The sequence below is a fragment of the Kribbella endophytica genome, from assembly GCF_054781295.1.
Genome location: NZ_BAAGUR010000005.1, coordinates 102,863 through 119,562, shown reverse-complemented (window position 1 = coordinate 119,562; position 16,700 = coordinate 102,863). Strand labels below are relative to the sequence as shown.

The window sequence follows — 16,700 nt, the reverse complement described above, 5'->3', positions numbered from 1 at the left end:
CCGATTCAAGGCGGGTGCATCCGGTGGAGCGGTGGCTTTCGGCGGCGGATAACCTTGAGGCGACATGTCACCTCGCCGGCGCAAGCCCTCCAAGCACACACGGCCGGTCAGCGACCGGCCGTTGCTCGGTGGTACCCAGGAACGCCAGAGCCGCGGCGACGGGGACTGGATCGTCCGGCGAGTGAGCGGTACGGCGTCGACGAAGGCCTACCGCTGCCCGGGCTGCGACCAGATGATCCTGCCGAACACCCCGCACGTGGTGGTCTGGCCGGAGAACCCGAGTCTGCTCGCGGCGATCGGCGGCGCCCAGTCCCTCGACGAGCGCCGCCACTGGCACACCACCTGCTGGCAACGCCGCCGCTAGAAAGGTCTCCGCATGAAGCTTCCTGTCACGTCGTACGGCGAGAGCGGTACGCCGGTCGTGGTGATGCACGGGCTGTTCGGCTCCGGCCGGAACTGGATGACCGCCGCCCGCCGGCTGGCCGCGTCGCACCGGGTCTTCGCCTTCGACCTGCGCAACCACGGCACCTCCGAGCACGTGCCGACCATGACGTACCCGGAGATGGCCGAGGACGTCCGCGAGACGATCGAGGCGCTCGGCGTCGGCCCGGTCGCGCTGGTCGGGCACTCGATGGGCGGCAAGACCGCGATGCTGACCGCGCTGACTCACCCCGAGGTGGTCGAGCGGCTGGTCGTCGTCGACGCGGCGCCGGTGTCGTACCCGCCGCAGTTCGAGCAGTACTCCCAGGCGATGCGCGGCGCCGACCTGTCGAACATCCAGCGCCGCGCGGAGGTCGACGCCCAACTGCAGGACGCCGTACCGACTCCTGGGACGCGGGCGTTCCTGCTGCAGAACCTGATCCTCGACGACCAGGGCGCTCGCTGGCGGCCGAACCTCGAGGTCATCGAGGCGTCGCTGCCCGGGATCTCGGGCTGGCCCGACGGCATCACCGGCTCGTACGACGGCCCGACGCTGTTCATCTACGGCGGCAAGTCGGACTACGTGCAGCAGGATCACCGGGCGGTCATCGAGGCGCTGTTCCCGCAGGTCCGGTACGAGGTGGTCGCCGAGGCCGGGCACTGGGTGCACGCCGAGCGGCTGGACGACTTCCTCGCGGCGCTGACGCCGTTCCTGGGGTGAATCGAAGGGTGTGATTTGTTGCCCGTTCGCGTAGGGTCTAGGTAACTTTCTACCCAGACGCGAGCGGGAGGTTGCCGGTGCACCGATCAGTGCTGGCCGTCGGCGGTCACATCGGGGACATGGATCTGTCGGCCGGGCCGACACTGGCCAAGCTCGTGCTCGAGGGCGCGAACGCGACGATCGTCGCGCTGACGCCGGGGGAGCGCGGGCACCCGCGGCTCTCGCCGGCGGAGTACCGGCAGCAGAAGGTCGCCGAGGGCGAGGCGTTCGCGACCGCGATCGGCGCCGACTTCATGGTGCTCGGCTACAGCGAGGGCTTCCTGCCCGACACCGACGACGTCGCGCTGGAGCTCGCCACGATCATCCGCGACCAGCAGCCGGACACGGTGATCACGCACTGGCGGCACAGCTCGCAGCGCGATCACGAGCACACCGCACGGGTCGTCGAGCGGGCGATCTACCTGGCCGATCTGCCGATGGACCACGAGCTGCCGCGGCACGCCGTACGGACGTTGCTGCACACCGAGCACGCCGAGGACCTGCGCGACTTCGCGCCGACGGCGTACGTGCCGATCCCGGACGACGCGTTCTACCGGTGGGTGAGTGCGATCCGGCACCAGGCGTTCGCGCGCGGCGAGACCGATGGGTTCCGGCACATCGACTACTACACGGCGTTGATGACGATGCGCGGCTGCCAGGCGGGTTATCCGCGGGCGTGCGCCGTGCTGGACCCTCGTGGTCCCGAGGTCAACAAGCTGTCGGCCTAGAGCGGGAGCTGGAACCAGCCGCCGATGTCGGTCCGGCCCGAGGACTTCGCGGCCTCGAGTGCGGAGCGGTTGCCGGCGTGGATGACGCCGAGCAGGATCGGCTTGTCGTCCGGGAGCGCCTGCGCGAGCAGTGCCGGGAGGTAGCGGCCGTAGCCGCGGCCGCGGTACGCCGGGTCGAGGATGAACTCCTGCACGACGTACGCCGGTAGGCCGAGCGTCTCGTCGTTCACGTGCGCGCCGACGTACCCGGCCCACTCATCGTCGACCAGTACGTCGTACAGCAGGCCGGCTTCGACCGACTCGGCCAGGTCTTCGGCGGTCTCGATGCGAGCCTGGTCGGGATGGTCGGGGTGCGCCTGGTCGACCGCCGCGTACGCCGCGACGGCCCGCGGGTAATTGTCGAGATGAGTCGCCCTGGCGAAGCTCAGCTCGGCCGGAACCTTCAAGTGGTCGCGGAGATCCGTGACCAGACCCGCCATGAATCGCCGGTCGACACGCGTCCCTTCGAATGCGTCAATCGGCGCAGCACTCCACAGCCTGAGATACCTGGGCTCCAGTACGCCGTACGCCTGCTCAGCCGCTCGAGCCAACGACTCGAGGTCTTCAGCCCGGACCGCGCGCGACAGCGGAGTGGCATCCACGAACGGCTTCGCCGCATCGCCACCCTCGTACCGCATGCTCAGCATCGCGTGCAGGTCGCCGACCGGAGTCCACCGGTTGAGCAGCAGCTCCGCCGGCTGCCCCGGCGCGAACCGCTCGGCCCGCTGCGTCGCGATGTCGAGATCGGTCGCCAGGACGACGTCCATCGCGTGCTGCTCGGCGAGCAGTTCGAGACGGACGTCGTCGGCGACCCACGTACGGGTGATCGGGTGCTGGGCGGTGAGGCTGTACGCCGCCAGTTCCGTTGCCGTGGGCAAGCTCAGGATGCGTCGGCCTTCCGGACCCAGACCTCACGGATGATCAGCAGCACCGCGGCCGCGGTCGGGATCGCCAGCAGCGCGCCGACCACACCGAGCAGCGCGCCACCGAGCAGCGCCGCGATCACCGTGACCGCACCCGGGATGTCGACCGCGCGGCGCATGATCCGCGGCGCGACGACGTAGTTCTCGATCTGCTGGTAGATGATCCCGTACGCCAGGCAGGCGACGCCGACCCACAGCCCGTCGGTGAAGCCGATCGCGGCGACCAGGACGACACCGATCAGGCCACCGACCATCGGGATGAACGCGGTGAACATCACGACGATCGCCAGCGCCACGGCGTACTGGTTGAGACCGACGATCTCCAGGAACACGAACATGAAGAACCCGGCGCACAGCGCGACCAGGAACTGGCCGCTGACGTAGCCGCCGACCCGGCCGAGCACCTCGTCGCCGAGGATCGAGACGCGCTTGCGACGCGTGGCCGGGACCAGGCTGTACGCCGCGCGCTTGACGGTGGGGAGCGAGGCAAGGAAGTACAGGGTCAGGATCAGGACGGTGAAGCCGGAGAACAGGGCGTTCGCCACGACCTTGCCGACCCCGAGGACACCGCCGAAGGCGCGCTGGGCGAGGGCCGGGTCCTGGATGTAGTCCTTGGCCTTGTCGATGAATTGGTAGCGCTTGTCCAACTCGTCGAGGGTTTTCGAGTTGTTGAGCAGGTCGAGCCAGTCCGGGGCGTTCTTGATCAGGCCGTTGATCTGGTCGGTGACGACCGGCACGATCGCGAAGCCGACGCCGGAGACCGCGAGGATCATCAGGATGAAGACCACGCCGACCGACAGCCCGCGCTTGAGCCCGCGGCGCATGAACCACTCGACCAGCGGGTTCAGGCCGACCGCGATGAACATCGAGACGATCAGCAGGATCAGGACCGACTTGGCCTGGCCGAGCGCGTTCCACAGGCCCCAGGCGACGAGTACGCCGAGGGCCGCGAAGAAGCCGAACACGAACGGGTTGGAGCGTCTGAGCGGCGGGCCCGGACGGCCCATGCCGTCGTCGGGGTGCCGCTCGTCCATCAGCAACTGACCGGCGAGGTTGTCGTCGGTGTCGGCCTCCTGCGCCGATCGCTGCGCGACACTGGCCGACTTGCGCGCCGCACCGGCCGATTCCTCGGCCTCGTCGGCGGACTCGTCAGCTTCGTCCGCCGACACGTCCGCCTTCTGCGCCGCCCCGGTCGCGAGCTCGGCCGAGTCCTCGGCGGTGCCGGCCGACTGGTCGGCGTCCTTGGCCGCCCGCTCGGCTTCCGCGGCGGCCGCCTTCGCTTCCTTGGCGGCCGCCTCCACCGCCGCGACCTGCTCGGCGGACGGACCCGGGCTCTTCGAGTCCGGGGTCTTGCTGTCTTCTGTGGAGTTGTCGTCGCCGGCTGGCGTCACTTCTCATCCTTGTCGGCGGCGTTCTTCCGGTCCTTCGGCGCGAACGGGCTGTCGCCGGTGATCCGCGTCTCCTCGGCCGTCAGGTCGTCGAGCCGGAACTCGTCGATCTTGGTCGAGTCCTTCGGCTCGTCGTCGGCCGGCTTGCTGTCCTTCGCGTCGTCGAGCAGCGCCGGGTCGACCCGCAGAGCGGTGTCGATCCGGGTCTCGTCGACCCGCGCCGTACCGGCGTCCGGCCCGGCGAACGGGCTCCGCCCGGTGAACGACGTCTCCGGCGCGTCGTCCTTCGCGTCGATCGGGTAGGCCTTGTCGCCCGGGGCCTTGTACGACGACTCCACCGGGTACGCCGCGTCGCCGGCCGGGACCGCGAACGGGTTGCTCTTCGCATCCGCGGCGAACGGGTTCGCCGCGTCGGCCGAGTCGTCGGGCGCGAACGGGCTCGCCGACTTGTCCGCCGCGAAGGGGTTCGCCGGGGAGTCTGACTTGTCCGTGCCGAAGGAGCTGGCGGGGGAGTCCGACTTGTCCGTGCCGAAGGAGCTCGCCGAGGATTCCGACTTATCCGCGCCGAAGGAGCTGGCCGGGGAGTCAGTCTTGTCGGCGCCGAACGGGCTTGCGGCCGAGTCCGACTTGTCCGCCGCGAAGGGCCGTGCCGACGAGGTGCTCGCGCCGAACGAGTCGGCCGAGTTCGCCGAGGCGTCGTACGAGTTGGAGGAAGCGTCGTCGGACGAGCCGGCCTCCGCCGCGAACGGGCTGGCGGCCGGAGCGTCGTACGGGCTGCTCCCGGTCGAGCTGTTAGCCGAGGCATCGTACGAGTTGCTCGACGCCTCGCCGCTCGGAGCGTACGAGCTGCCGGACGCATCCGCGCTCGGCGCGTCGTACGTGGTCGCCGGCGGCGTGTACGAACTCTGCGCCGCGAACGACGCGCTCGCCGGGGGAGCGGAGAACGGGTTGTACGCCGTCGGCGCGGCCGTCTCGGAGTCGAGCTCGGCGGCCTGGCGGGCGATGTTGCTCGCGATGTCGTTGAGCCCGGCGATCTGCGCCAGGATCCCGTCGCGCCGCTTCGCCAGCCGCTCGGTCTCGCGGGCGACGATCGTGCGCGACCGCTCGGCCTCGTCCGCCGAGCTCGCCAGCTCGGCCTCGGCCCGCGTCCGCGCGGCGGTCAGCACCTGCTCGGCCTCGCGGCGCGCGCGGGTCAGCGTGCGCTCGGCCGACTCCTCGGCCTCGGCGCGGATCTTGCGCGCCTGCTCGGTCGCCTCCGCGACCCGGCGCTCGGAGGCCTCGGCGGCCTCCTTCATCTGGTCGGTCAGGTTCTCGGTGTCGGCCGCGATCTGCTGGTGCTTGTCGGCCAGCTCCTTGGCCTGCTGCTCCCGCTCGTCGGCCAGCCGCGCGCGCAGCGCCGCCGACTCGCGCTGGATCGCGGTCCGGATCTTCTCCGCCTCGTGCAGCGCGCCGTTCTTCAGCGTGCTCGACTGCGACTCGGCCGTCAGCTGCAGCTGCTCCGCCTTGCGGCGCGCGGCCTGCAGCACCTCCGTGCCCTCGGTCTCCGCCGTACGGCGAATCTCGGCCGCGTCACCCTCGGCCGTACGCCGCATGCTGTCGGCCTCGTTCAGCGCGACGGTCCGGATGTCCTGCGCCTCGCGCTCACCGGTCGCCCGGGACGCCAGGGCCTCCTTGGTCGCCGTCGACCGCAGCTCCTCGGCCTCACGCCGAGCCTCCTCGAGGGCCTCCGACGCCTGGTCCTGAGCGAGCCGCAGGATCTGCGCGGCCCGGTCACCGAGCCCCGCGTACGACGGGTTGGCGCTCGCCTCGAGCTGCCGCTTCGCCTCGTCGAGCTGCTTCTGCAACGGCGCGGACCCGGCCTGCAGCTCCTCCGCCTTGCTCCGCGCTTCGCCCAGCTGCGCCTCGAGCGCGCGGACGTAGTCGTCCACCGCGTGTTTGTCGTACCCACGGCGTGCGACGGGGAATCCCCCGGCCGCGGTCGCCGTACGGTCGAAGAACGGCAGGCTCGACTCGTCGCCCATCCCTGAGTGTCCCTTCTGGCGGAGCGGATGAATCCCCCAGCGTAAGCCTGTCAGACCCCAGGCCCACAAACCTAACCGGCGCCAGTTCCCCTCCGGTCGGGCAGCGCCCCACGGCCGACGGGTGCAGGGTGGCCGGCCCGGTTGGTAGCGCCCCCGCGGCCGATCGGCCTGCTCCTTGTCGAGCCCGCCCGCCTCTTGCGTGGTGAGGTGGTGCACGCGTCGTCGGGTGCTGGTGGTCGGCCCGGTCGGTCGCGCCCCAATGGCCGATCCGCGTGCTCCGTGTCGAGCCCGCCCGCCCCTTGCGTGGAGAGGTGGTGCCCGCGTTGTCGAGCCAGGGAGTTGGCGGGCGCCGCGGGCAGGTCGGCTGGTGTGCTGGCGGTGGCCCGCCCGGCCGGGAGCGACCCACGGCCGTCGAGTGCGGGGGGACCGGCCCGGTCGGCAGCACCTCCTACGGCCGATCGGCCTGCTCCTTGTCGCGCCCGCCCCTTGCGTGGATAGATGGTGCTCGCGTTGCCGGGTGCAGGGCGGTGCATGCGGCGTCGGATCGGGCGCGCTGCGCGCCGTATCGGCCCAGGGAGCCGGCGCGTGCTGCGCCGGCGAGCAGCCGGACGCGGCGGCGCTGATCAATCAGCCAGCCAGCCAACCAACCAGCCAACCGGACCGAGCGAACAAGCTCGCCCGGCCCAAGGCCCCTGAACTACTTGTCGCGGAAGCGGTTGATCGCTTCGATGTGCTGCGCCCGCAGCTCCTCGTCCCGCACGCCCAACCCCTCGGAAGGCGCCAACGTCAGCACGCCGACCTTCCCCTGGTGCAGGTTCCGATGCACGTCGTACGCCGCCTGCGCGGTCTCTTCCAGCGCGTAGACCCGGCTCAGCGTCGGATGCACCATCCCCTTGGCGATCAGCCGGTTCGCCTCCCACGCCTCGCGGTAGTTGGCGAAGTGGGAGCCGATGATGCGCTTCAGGTTCATCCACAGGTACCGGTTGTCGTACTCGTGCATATAGCCCGACGTCGACGCGCAGGTGACGATCGTGCCGCCGCGCCGGGCGACGTACGTCGATGCACCGAAGGTCTCGCGGCCGGGGTGCTCGAACACGATGTCGGGGTCATCGCCGCCGGTGAGCTCGCGGATGCGAGCGCCGAAGCGTTTCCACTCTTTCTGGTCCTGCGTCGTCGGGTCCGACCAGAACCGGTACCCCTCCGCGTTGCGGTCGATGATCAGCTCGGCGCCCATCGCGCGGCAGATCTCCGCCTTCTCCGGCGACGACACGACGCACACGGGGATCGCCCCGCCGTTCAGCGCGAACTGCGTCGCGTACGAACCGAGCCCACCCGAAGCACCCCACACCAGTACGACGTCGCCCTGCTTCATGTTCGCGCCGTTGGCCGAGACCAACTGCCGGTACGCCGTACTGTTCACCAACCCCGGCGACGCGGCCTCTTCCCACGTCAGGTGCGCGGGCTTCGGCATCAGCTGGTTCGACTTCACCAGTGCGATCTCGGCCAGGCCGCCGAAGTTGGTCTCGAAGCCCCAGATCCGCTGCTGGTCGTCGAGCATCGTGTCGTTGTGGCCGTCGGGGGACTCCAGCTCGACCGACAGGCAGTGCGCGACGACCTCGTCGCCGGGCTTCCAGGCGTTCACACCGGGGCCGGTACGCAGGACGACGCCGGCCAGGTCGGAGCCGACCACGTGGTACGGCAGGTCGTGGCGCGCGGTCAGCGGCGAGAGCTTGCCGTACCGCTTGAGGAACGAGAACGTCGAGACCGGCTCGAAGATCGACGTCCAGACCGTGTTGTAGTTGATCGCGCTCGCCATCACCGCGACCAGCGCCTCGCCGGGGCCGAGCTCCGGCGTCGGGACGTCGTCCAGGTGCAGGCTCTTGCGCGGGTCCTTCTCCTTCGCCTCCAGGCCCTCGAACATGCCGGTCTCGTCGGCGTGCACCGTGATGCCGCGATAGTGATCGGGGACGTCCAGCCCGCCAACGGCAGCACTGTCGCCGGCAAGGATCGCGTCGAGGATCTGCTTCACGTCATACCTCCTGGAGCGGCGGTCGGGTGAGCGGAACTTACCGTCGAGTATGCCCGGGTCGCTGTGCTGCGTGACACAGTTCGGGCCCGGTGAGACCACCGTCACTTTTCCAGTCCACCGATCGCAGTGGTCTTATCGCCACGCTGTCCATCGATGTCAGTACGACGAACCGGTACGGCGTCAGCAGGCGCGCATGTGCAGCCGGACCTGCGTGCCTTTCGCACCCGACCGGACCTGGACCAGGTCGCACAGCTGGTTCGCGAGCCAGACCCCGCGTCCGCCGAGCCCGTCGACCGGTGGCAGCACCCGGCCGACCAGCAGGTCGTCGATCCGGCCGCGGTCGGCGACATCGCAGACCAGATGACCGTCGGCCGTCCACCACGACAACGTCCCGTGGCCGCCGCCGAAGCGGACGCTGTTCGTGCAGATCTCGTGCAGGGCCAGCTCGAGATCGTCGATCTGGTCGTCCTTCACCCCGGCGGACCGAGCAGCGACGTTCACGCGCCGCCGTACGGCATTGAGGTCGCCCATGCCGAACTCCTGATGCTCAGCACCGACCGGTACGGCGGGCAGCGGGCGCCGGAAGCTCAGGTCCGCGCCGTGCTCCGCCCGGTCGGGATGCAGGACGGCGGGGTCGACGCCGAGCTCGGCCGAGTACGGGCAGAGCAGCTCGAACCGGCCGGTGTACGAGGTGAACGCGACGCCCAGCAGGTACTCGTGCAGCGCGGTCTCCTCGAGCGCGGCCCGCGAGCGGCCGACGTACGCCGGTTCGCCCAGACCGCGCATCGGGATGTCGGGCGCCTGGTCCAGCAACCGTCGCCACAGCGGGATGATCCGCGCCGGGTTGCGGCCGAGCTGGCTCATGTCGAGGAAGATCACCTGGTCGGCGAGGCCGTCCAACGCCTTGCGCAGCAGGCTGTTGCGGTCCTCGGGGAGCACGGCGACCACGGTCTCGCCGGCGTCCAGCCCGGCGTACACGTACGCGGCCGTCTGCCGGACGAAGTCTTCCTCATCGGTGTAGACGAAGGCGTAGTGCCGGAACCCCGATGCGACGGGGTGGTGACGATCCGGAGCGCTGTCCTTCAGCACCTCATCAGATTAGCCCCGTACTCACGGGTTGTGACCGCGAGCCGCGCGTCTTGGGCAGAACTTCACGCACTGTCAACACACAGAAACGTTTGAGTCAGCGGACGGAGGGAGCGTCGACGCCCACCACTGATCAAGCCGCGGCGCGCGCGGGTGCTCCCGCCTGGAGGGGCGTCGATCCAGGGGTTTGATCAGTGGTGCGTGTCGGCCGGCTCGACCAGTTCGACGAGGATTCCGCCGGCGGACTTCGGGTGGATGAAGTTGACCCGGGAGCCGGCCGTCCCGCGGCGCGGTTCGTCGTACAGGAGCTGTGCTCCGCGCTCGCGCAGGATCGCGGACACCTCGTCCAGGTTGCCGACGCGATAGGCGAGCTGCTGGATGCCAGGCCCGCTGCGGTCGAGGAACTTGGCGATCGGCGAGCTGTCCGACAGCGGCGCGAGCAGCTGGATCGACGAACCGGAGTCGCCGACCGACAGCATCGCCTCGCGAACGCCCTGCTCCTCGTTGATCTCCTCGTGCGCGACCGTCATGCCGAAGGTCTCGGCGTAGAACCGGACGGCGGCGTCGAAGTCCGCGACCGCGACCCCCACGTGGTCGATCGCCTCGAACAGCGTCTTGGTAACGGGCTCCATGCGACCAAGATGGCCTGCCCGCGCTCCGGATGCCAACGTCTGTGGCGGATGCGACACTGGACGACTCGATGAGTGTGACGCACGACATCTACCGGCTGGTGCTCGGCCCGTCCTGGTCCCGGGCCGCACCAGCGCGGCTCGAAGCCGCCGTCGGCGATCGCGTCGTGCTCGTCACCGGCGCGTCGTCGGGCATCGGAGCCTGTACGGCGGAACTGCTGGCCGGCGCGGGCGCGCACGTACTGCTCACGGCCCGGCGCCTGGATCGCCTGCAGGCGTTGACGGATCAGATCACCGCGGCGGGCGGCCGCGCGACGCCGTACGGGGTTGACCTGACGGATCCCGACGCCGTGGATCAGCTGGTCGTGGACGTGCGCGCCGACCACGGGCGGGTGGATGCCGTCGTCAGCAACGCGGGCAAGTCGATCCGGCGCTCGCTGACCGCGACCGAGGGGCGGTTCCACGACGTGACGCGGACGGACGGGGTCAACTACCTCGGCCCAGTTCGGCTTCTGAGCGGTCTGCTGCCCGGGATGCGCAAGCGCGGAGTCGGCCACATCGTCAACGTCAGCAGCCTGAACGTCGACCTGCCGGTCGCACACTGGGCCGGGTACAGCGCGTCGAAGGCCGCCTTCGAAACCTGGCTGCGCTGCGTGGCGCCCGAGATCCGGCGCGACGGGGTGGCCGTCACGTCGATCCATTTCCCGTTGGTGCACACGCCGATGAGCGCGCCGACGTACAGCCCTCGCCTTCCCGGCCTGACCGCTGACGCCGCCGCCGAGGTGATCGCCCGCGCGCTCGTCCACCGCCCCCGCCTGCTTGTCCCGTGGTGGGCCCGTCCTGCCTCGGTCGTGGCAACCCTTGCCCAAGGCCCCTATGAGGCCCTCCAGTCCCAGGCCCTCCGATGGTCACGCTGAGGGGCCTGCTCCGCCTCGTCCGTGCTGTGCCCTTCTGGCGCCCGCAGGTCCTCCAGGTCCTCCGATCCCAAGGCCTCACCCTGAGCGCGTTGATCACCATCGCCGCTTTGAAGAGCCCCGACGGTGTAGCACTGATCGACGACGACGGCCCGCTCACGTACGCCGACCTGGACCACCTGGTCGAGCAGGCAGCCGCCGACGTTCACGCCACCCGAGTCGACGTCCGAGAGCCCAACCACAGAAGCTTTGTCGTCGCAGCAGCCGCAGCCCTCCGCCGCAACGCAGACGTGGTCCTCCACGAACCAACCTCGACGGGCACGCCCCCGACTCCCTCCAAGTCCCCGCCCTCGCCACGGAGTCAACAGCAACTGAAGCCCAAGCGGCGACGAGGCCAGGTGATCCTTCTGACCTCCGGCAGCACCGGCGTACCGAAAGAAGTCGAGCGCGGGGGAGTGCACCTCACGCAAGGTCTCCCGATCGGCACGCTCCTCGGAGTGCTGCCTGTCCGCGGACCTGTCGTGCTGACGGTGCCCATGTTCCACGGGTTCGGCTTGGGGTTTCTCGCCCTGGGACTGGCCTTCGGTGTCCCCGTCGTCCTGTGGCGAAAGGTGAACGCGCCCACCGTCGCCCAGTTCATCGGCGAGCATCCAGGATGCCTGCTCGTCGGCGTACCGCCAGTACTTGCGCGGATCGCACGAGTGCAGACCAACGCGCACCCAGCCGCAGTGGTGAGCGGAGCAGGCCAGCTCCACCCGGTCGTCGCCGAACACCTGCGCACGGCGTACGGCGATGTCGTCTTCAACCTGTACGGCTCCAGCGAGGAAGGCTGGTCGACCATCGCGACCCCGGCGGACCTGCGAGCGGCACCCGGCACGATCGGCCGCCCCGCTGCCGGTGTAAAGGTCGCCGTGCTCGACGACAACGGACGACAGCTAGAGGACGGTGAGATCGGACACCTCTGCGTCTCCGGCCGCCTCGAGTTCAAGCAGTACGGCGGGGGAGCGCGCCGCGCCCGCCTCGGCGGCATGAGCGACTCCGGCGACCTGGGCCATCGCGACCGCGACGGCCGGTTCTTCGTCGATGGTCGCGCCGACGACATGGTCGTCACCGGCGGGGAGAACGTCTTCCCAACCGAGGTCGAGAACGTCCTCCTGCAACACCCTTCGGTCGCCGAGGCCCGCGTCGACGGCGTACCGGACGACGAGTACGGCACTCGCCTCGAAGCGCACGTCGTACGACGTCATCACACCCTCACCGACGAGGACCTGATCGCCTGGGCGCGGACCAGACTGATCGGCGCGAAAGTCCCACGGACAGTGCGATTCGTGGACCACCTGCCGACGACCGCGAGCGGCAAGTACCGGCGTCGTGTGACCTGATCGACACAGGCGTACCAGTGCGGTCGCAGGTATCGTGACAAACATGTCTGACACCACCAGCTCACAGAGCGAGACCGTCATCGTCGCCGGCGCCAGGACCCCGATCGGGCGGCTGCTGGGCGGCCTCAAGGGCTTCACCGGAGCGGAGCTCGGTGGGTTCGCGATCAAGGGTGCGCTGGAGAAGGCCGGCGTCACCGGCGACCAGGTCGAGTACGTGATCATGGGCCAGGTGCTGCAGGCCGGCGCCGGTCAGATCGCCGCGCGCCAGGCCGCGGTCAAGGGCGGCATCCCGATGAACGTCCCCGCGATCACCATCAACAAGGTCTGCCTGTCCGGCCTGAACGCGATCGCCCTGGCCTCGCAGCTGATCAAGGCCGGCGAGTACGACATCGTGGTCGCCGGTGGCATGGAGTCGATGACGAACGCGCCGCACCTGCTGCCGAAGTCGCGCGAGGGCTTCAAGTACGGCGACACGACGCTGGTCGACTCGATGGCGTACGACGGGCTGTGGGACGCGTTCACCGACCAGGCGATGGGTGCGCTGACCGACCAGGCCAACAACGACGGCCTGAAGCTGACCCGCGAGGAGCAGGACCAGTTCAGCGCGCGGTCGCACCAGCTCGCTGCGGAGAGCTGGAAGAACGGCGTGTTCGCCGACGAGGTCGTGCCGGTCGAGGTCCCGCAGCGCAAGGGTGACCCGCTGGTCGTCGACACCGACGAAGGCATCCGCGGCGACACCACGGTCGACACGCTGGCGCGGCTGCGCCCGGCGTTCGGCAAGGACGGCACGATCACCGCCGGTTCGGCCTCGCAGATCTCCGACGGCGGCTGCGCGGTCGTCGTGATGAGCAAGAAGAAGGCCGAGGAGCTCGGCCTGACCTGGATCGCCGAGATCGGCGCCCACGGCTCGGTCGCCGGCCCGGACTCGTCGCTGCAGAGCCAGCCCGCCAACGCGATCGCCAAGGCCTGCGCGAAGCAGGGCATCGACCCGGCGTCGCTGGACCTGATCGAGATCAACGAGGCCTTCGCCGCGGTCGGCATCGCCAGCGCCCGCGAGCTCAACGTCGACGTCGACAAGGTCAACGTCAACGGCGGCGCCATCGCCCTCGGCCACCCGATCGGCATGTCCGGCGCCCGCCTCGTCCTCCACCTGGCCCTCGAGCTCCAACGCCGAGGCGGCGGCACCGGCGCAGCCGCCCTCTGCGGCGGCGGCGGCCAGGGCGACGCCCTCATCGTCCGAGTCCCCACGGCCAACTGACCGGGCTCCCGGCCAACCGAATGCCGATCCCCACGCCGCCCCAGGCCCCGACGCGGATGCCACCTGCGGCACCGCCTCGGGCCCTGAGCGGTCTGCGGATCGGTGCGCTGACTCAGGTACCAGCCCGTACGCCGTCCGTGGCCCCCGCTCGCGCGCTGAGCGGCCCGCGGATCGCTGTGTCGACTCGGGCCCCGGCCCGGACGCCGTTCCCGTCCCCGGCTCAGCTCCCGAGCCAGCTCCGGATCGCGACGCCGGCGCAGCTTCCGCCCGGGCTGCAGATCGCCGTACCGGCTCAGCGTCCGGCCCGGATGCCGACCCCGGCCTCGGCTCAAGTCCCCAGCGGGGTGCTGGTTTCGGTGCCTGCTCAGGCTCTGCGCGCGATGTTGCTGCCTGTCCCGACCCACGCTTCGGCCCGGATGCCGGTTGTGGGCCCGACCCGACCGATACTGACCTGATGTCACGTCGTACGCCGCCTGTTGCTGAACTGGTCGAACGCGCCCGGGCCGGGGAGTCCCGCGCGGTCGCTCGGCTCATCTCGCTCGTCGAGGACGAGTCGCCGTTGCTGCGTGAGGTGATGGCCGCGCTCGCGCCGCACGCGGGGCAGGCGCACATCGTCGGCATCACCGGATCACCCGGCGTGGGCAAGTCCACGTCCACCTCAGCACTGGTTTCGGCGTACCGAGCAACCGGCAAACGCGTCGGCGTGCTGGCCGTAGACCCCTCATCGCCCTTCTCCGGCGGCGCATTGCTCGGCGACCGCGTCCGCATGCAGGACCACGCGACGGACGCGGGCGTGTTCATCCGCTCGATGGCGTCGCGCGGGCACCTGGGCGGCCTGGCCTGGTCGACCCCGCAGGCCCTGCGGGTGCTCGACGCGGCCGGCTTCGACATCGTCCTCGTGGAGACCGTCGGCGTAGGCCAGTCCGAGGTCGAGATCGCCGGGATGGCCGACACGACGCTGATCCTGCTCGCGCCGGGGATGGGCGACGGGATCCAGGCGGCCAAGGCCGGCATCCTCGAGGTCGGCGACATCTACGTGGTCAACAAGGCCGACCGGGACGGCGTACAGAACGTCACCCGCGACCTCCGCGCGATGCTCGCGCTCGCCGAGCGCGACGCCGACGCGTGGACCCCGCCGATCCTCAAGACCGTCGCAAGCCGCAACGAGGGCGTCGACGAGGTCGTCGCCGCGATCGAGGATCGCCTGGTGTGGATGCGAGCGTCCGGCGTACTGGAAGACCGCCGCCGCAGCCGAGCCCGCGACGAGATCGAAGCCATCGCCATGACCGCGCTGCGCTCACGCTTCGCCCACCTCCACGGCGACGCCCGCCTGGACGTCCTGGCCGCCAAGGTAGCGACGGGCGCGACCGACCCGTACTCAGCAGCCGACGAACTCATCTCAGCGCTCTAGCCGCCGGCTACGCCCACGCCGTAGGAGGTCCGCCCCACACATGCCGTACGACGAACTGACGCGTGCACGTCGCTGACCCCTTCCCTGCTCGGCAGCCGAAGCTCGCGACACTCGCGCCCTGGAGCTCGCCCGCTCCGCATACACGCGCGCCGCACAGGCGCTCCCCGCGCCGCACCGACGCCATGCGTCGCCGACCCCAACTTGGGCGCGACATGCTGGTCTCGGCGCCGACGGCCTGTGACCTCAGCGCTCCAAGCACCGCGCCTGCGACCGGCGCCTGCGCCTTCCGTCCTGAAGCTTCAAGCCGGGCGGCGGACCACTCCAAGTGATCCACACCCGCCCGTCACTGCGACATTTGATGACGCTGTGTCACAGTGTCGGGGGAATGTGGTTGGATGGTTCCGAATACGGGCAGGTAACCCGGCGCTTCCGGGCAGTGAGCGATCTGCGTCTCACGGCGGCGCGCCGGTGGCTGCCATGCCCCCCGATCCGTAACACAATGGGACTTGTAGCTGGTGAGCATGATGCTGTGGGCTGTGTTCAGTCAGTGACAGATGGTGACTATCCGTGATAGAAACACAGTCGACCGAATTGGTTGCGAACGAGGAGTGGTGACATGCCGAAGAAGCTGCTGATCTGGCTGGTCATCGCCTTTGCGGCGTTCTACCTGTTCACCCAGCCAGAGGGTGCTGCGGATGCCGTAGGAGGTGCGTTCTCGGCCGTCGGTGATGCGTTCGGGAGCGTGATCACGTTCCTGTCCGCGCTGTTCAACTGATCCACCACAGCCAAGTGTCCCGTCACGACCGATCGTGCGGGACACTTGGATGTAGGGATCGTGGCCGAGGGGCCGACAGCGGGGTGGACAGGGGAGTGAGTGGATGGCCGGAATAGGCCTGTTCCGGATCTTCGACCCGAAGGTCCGGCGCCATCTCATCTCGGACGAGGGCGAAGTCGTCATCGACGAGGTGCGGCACCACTGGGTGGTGTTCGCGGTGCCGATGCTGGAGATCGCTCTGGCGACGGTGCTGCTGGTCGTCCTCCTGTGGAAGACGCCGGGCAACGCGTCGATCGCGTTGCTGGCGATCGTGCTGATCCTGCTCATGCACGCCTTCTGGCGATTTCTCACCGAGCACCGGGACCGGTTCGTCGTCACCAACATGCGCGTCATGCGCATCCGGGGCGTGTTCTCGCAGACCGTCGCGACGACCCCGATCGCGCGAATCCTCGACATCACGCTGCAGAAACCGATCGTCGGCCGATTCCTCGGCTACGGCCACTTCGTCTTCGAGTCGGCCGCGCAGGACCAGGGTTTCCGCGAGATCAGGTTCGTCAGCCGGCCCGACGACCGTGACCTCACGATCCAGCGCGTCATCCAGCGCACCGGCCTGAGGGCCTCCGCGAGCGTGGACGTCGTGCAGTCCGACGACGACGACACCGACGACGACGGTACCGGTCCGATCGGGATGGACTCGGCGCAAGAGGTCACCACGACCATCCCGCGCCAGGCGCCCGCTGCTTCCGCGTCGACCCGAGTGGCGAGCAGCAGTTCCAAGTCGATCTTCAACAGCGAGCAAGCCAACTGGACCGACCAGGACCGCGAGGACTAGCTCGTACGACGACCAGCCCGTACGGCGTACCGGCAACTCGTACGCCGTACGCTCAGCTCCTCCCGGCGGATCCAGCCCCGGGATTTCCTCCTGACCGACGTCAAG

General features: G+C 69.7%; 15 protein-coding genes. 9 read left to right on the top strand and 6 right to left on the bottom strand.

Going from position 1 to position 16,700, the window contains the following annotated elements:
* Positions 1 to 64: 64 nt before the first annotated feature.
* From ACYVIO_RS36595 to ACYVIO_RS36585, 3 genes are all read left to right on the top strand, one after another.
* Positions 65 to 364 carry a hypothetical protein gene (locus tag ACYVIO_RS36595; protein WP_460655571.1) on the top strand — a complete coding sequence of 100 codons (300 nt, stop codon included), beginning with the start codon at positions 65 to 67 and terminating at the stop codon, positions 362 to 364.
* Positions 365 to 376: 12 nt separating this feature from the next.
* Positions 377 to 1,141 (top strand): alpha/beta fold hydrolase, encoded by a 765-nt coding sequence (locus ACYVIO_RS36590; RefSeq protein WP_460655570.1) that lies wholly within the window; start codon positions 377 to 379, stop codon positions 1,139 to 1,141.
* 77 nt (positions 1,142 to 1,218) lie between these two features.
* Entirely contained in the window at positions 1,219 to 1,908 is a 690-nt protein-coding gene (locus tag ACYVIO_RS36585) for a PIG-L deacetylase family protein (RefSeq protein WP_460655569.1), read from the top strand.
* On the opposite strand, the gene ACYVIO_RS36580 is transcribed toward ACYVIO_RS36585, so the two are convergent.
* The 6 genes from ACYVIO_RS36580 to mce form a co-directional block, all read right to left on the bottom strand.
* A complete protein-coding gene (locus tag ACYVIO_RS36580) occupies positions 1,905 to 2,825 on the bottom strand; it encodes a GNAT family N-acetyltransferase (RefSeq protein ID WP_460655568.1) in 921 nt (306 codons plus the stop codon). The genes ACYVIO_RS36585 and ACYVIO_RS36580 overlap by 4 nt on opposite strands.
* A 2-nt stretch (positions 2,826 to 2,827) precedes the next feature.
* The gene (locus ACYVIO_RS36575) at positions 2,828 to 4,261 is read right to left on the bottom strand and encodes an AI-2E family transporter (protein WP_460655567.1); all 1,434 of its coding nucleotides are present in this window, start codon (positions 4,259 to 4,261) and stop codon (positions 2,828 to 2,830) included.
* Positions 4,258 to 6,279 (bottom strand): transposase, encoded by a 2,022-nt coding sequence (locus ACYVIO_RS36570; RefSeq protein WP_460655566.1) that lies wholly within the window; start codon positions 6,277 to 6,279, stop codon positions 4,258 to 4,260. Before ACYVIO_RS36570 ends, ACYVIO_RS36575 begins: the two co-directional genes overlap by 4 nt.
* A 697-nt stretch (positions 6,280 to 6,976) precedes the next feature.
* On the bottom strand, positions 6,977 to 8,308 hold the full coding sequence (gene ccrA, locus ACYVIO_RS36565) for a crotonyl-CoA carboxylase/reductase (protein WP_460655565.1): 1,332 nt from the start codon (positions 8,306 to 8,308) through the stop codon (positions 6,977 to 6,979).
* Between the two features lie 180 nt (positions 8,309 to 8,488).
* Positions 8,489 to 9,397: an anti-sigma factor RsbA family regulatory protein gene (locus tag ACYVIO_RS36560; RefSeq protein ID WP_460655564.1), complete on the bottom strand. Its 909-nt coding sequence runs from the start codon at positions 9,395 to 9,397 to the stop codon at positions 8,489 to 8,491.
* 188 nt (positions 9,398 to 9,585) lie between these two features.
* Positions 9,586 to 10,026, bottom strand: a complete 441-nt coding sequence (mce, locus tag ACYVIO_RS36555; RefSeq protein ID WP_460655563.1) for a methylmalonyl-CoA epimerase — start codon at positions 10,024 to 10,026, stop codon at positions 9,586 to 9,588.
* 68 nt (positions 10,027 to 10,094) lie between these two features.
* Between mce and ACYVIO_RS36550 the strand changes: the two genes are divergently transcribed.
* The 6 genes from ACYVIO_RS36550 to ACYVIO_RS36525 all read left to right on the top strand — a co-directional run bounded on the left by ACYVIO_RS36550 (position 10,095) and on the right by ACYVIO_RS36525 (position 16,595).
* Positions 10,095 to 10,940: an SDR family NAD(P)-dependent oxidoreductase gene (locus ACYVIO_RS36550; protein WP_460655562.1), complete on the top strand. Its 846-nt coding sequence runs from the start codon at positions 10,095 to 10,097 to the stop codon at positions 10,938 to 10,940.
* Positions 10,928 to 12,319 (top strand): AMP-binding protein, encoded by a 1,392-nt coding sequence (locus ACYVIO_RS36545; RefSeq protein ID WP_460655561.1) that lies wholly within the window; start codon positions 10,928 to 10,930, stop codon positions 12,317 to 12,319. The genes ACYVIO_RS36550 and ACYVIO_RS36545 overlap by 13 nt, the downstream gene beginning before the upstream one ends.
* A 43-nt stretch (positions 12,320 to 12,362) precedes the next feature.
* Entirely contained in the window at positions 12,363 to 13,577 is a 1,215-nt protein-coding gene (locus ACYVIO_RS36540) for an acetyl-CoA C-acetyltransferase (RefSeq protein ID WP_460655560.1), read from the top strand.
* Between the two features lie 454 nt (positions 13,578 to 14,031).
* Positions 14,032 to 14,988: a methylmalonyl Co-A mutase-associated GTPase MeaB gene (gene meaB / locus ACYVIO_RS36535; RefSeq protein ID WP_460655559.1), complete on the top strand. Its 957-nt coding sequence runs from the start codon at positions 14,032 to 14,034 to the stop codon at positions 14,986 to 14,988.
* Positions 14,989 to 15,604: 616 nt separating this feature from the next.
* Positions 15,605 to 15,763 (top strand): hypothetical protein, encoded by a 159-nt coding sequence (locus ACYVIO_RS36530; protein WP_184796222.1) that lies wholly within the window; start codon positions 15,605 to 15,607, stop codon positions 15,761 to 15,763.
* A gap of 103 nt (positions 15,764 to 15,866) precedes the next feature.
* Positions 15,867 to 16,595 (top strand): PH domain-containing protein, encoded by a 729-nt coding sequence (locus ACYVIO_RS36525; RefSeq protein ID WP_460655558.1) that lies wholly within the window; start codon positions 15,867 to 15,869, stop codon positions 16,593 to 16,595.
* The last annotated feature ends 105 nt before the right edge of the window (positions 16,596 to 16,700 follow it).

Bases quoted from the DNA above. Each gene is read 5' to 3' on its own strand.
- mce (WP_460655563.1), bottom strand. From the start codon at position 10,026: ATGGAGCCCGTTACCAAGACGCTGTTCGAGGCGATCGACCACGTGGGG.
- ACYVIO_RS36595 (WP_460655571.1), top strand. From the start codon at position 65: ATGTCACCTCGCCGGCGCAAGCCCTCCAAGCACACACGGCCGGTCAGC.
- ACYVIO_RS36545 (WP_460655561.1), top strand. From the start codon at position 10,928: ATGGTCACGCTGAGGGGCCTGCTCCGCCTCGTCCGTGCTGTGCCCTTC.
- ACYVIO_RS36525 (WP_460655558.1), top strand. From the start codon at position 15,867: ATGGCCGGAATAGGCCTGTTCCGGATCTTCGACCCGAAGGTCCGGCGC.
- ACYVIO_RS36570 (WP_460655566.1), bottom strand. From the start codon at position 6,279: ATGGGCGACGAGTCGAGCCTGCCGTTCTTCGACCGTACGGCGACCGCG.
- ACYVIO_RS36540 (WP_460655560.1), top strand. From the start codon at position 12,363: ATGTCTGACACCACCAGCTCACAGAGCGAGACCGTCATCGTCGCCGGC.
- ACYVIO_RS36550 (WP_460655562.1), top strand. From the start codon at position 10,095: ATGAGTGTGACGCACGACATCTACCGGCTGGTGCTCGGCCCGTCCTGG.
- ACYVIO_RS36590 (WP_460655570.1), top strand. From the start codon at position 377: ATGAAGCTTCCTGTCACGTCGTACGGCGAGAGCGGTACGCCGGTCGTG.
- meaB (WP_460655559.1), top strand. From the start codon at position 14,032: ATGTCACGTCGTACGCCGCCTGTTGCTGAACTGGTCGAACGCGCCCGG.
- ACYVIO_RS36530 (WP_184796222.1), top strand. From the start codon at position 15,605: ATGCCGAAGAAGCTGCTGATCTGGCTGGTCATCGCCTTTGCGGCGTTC.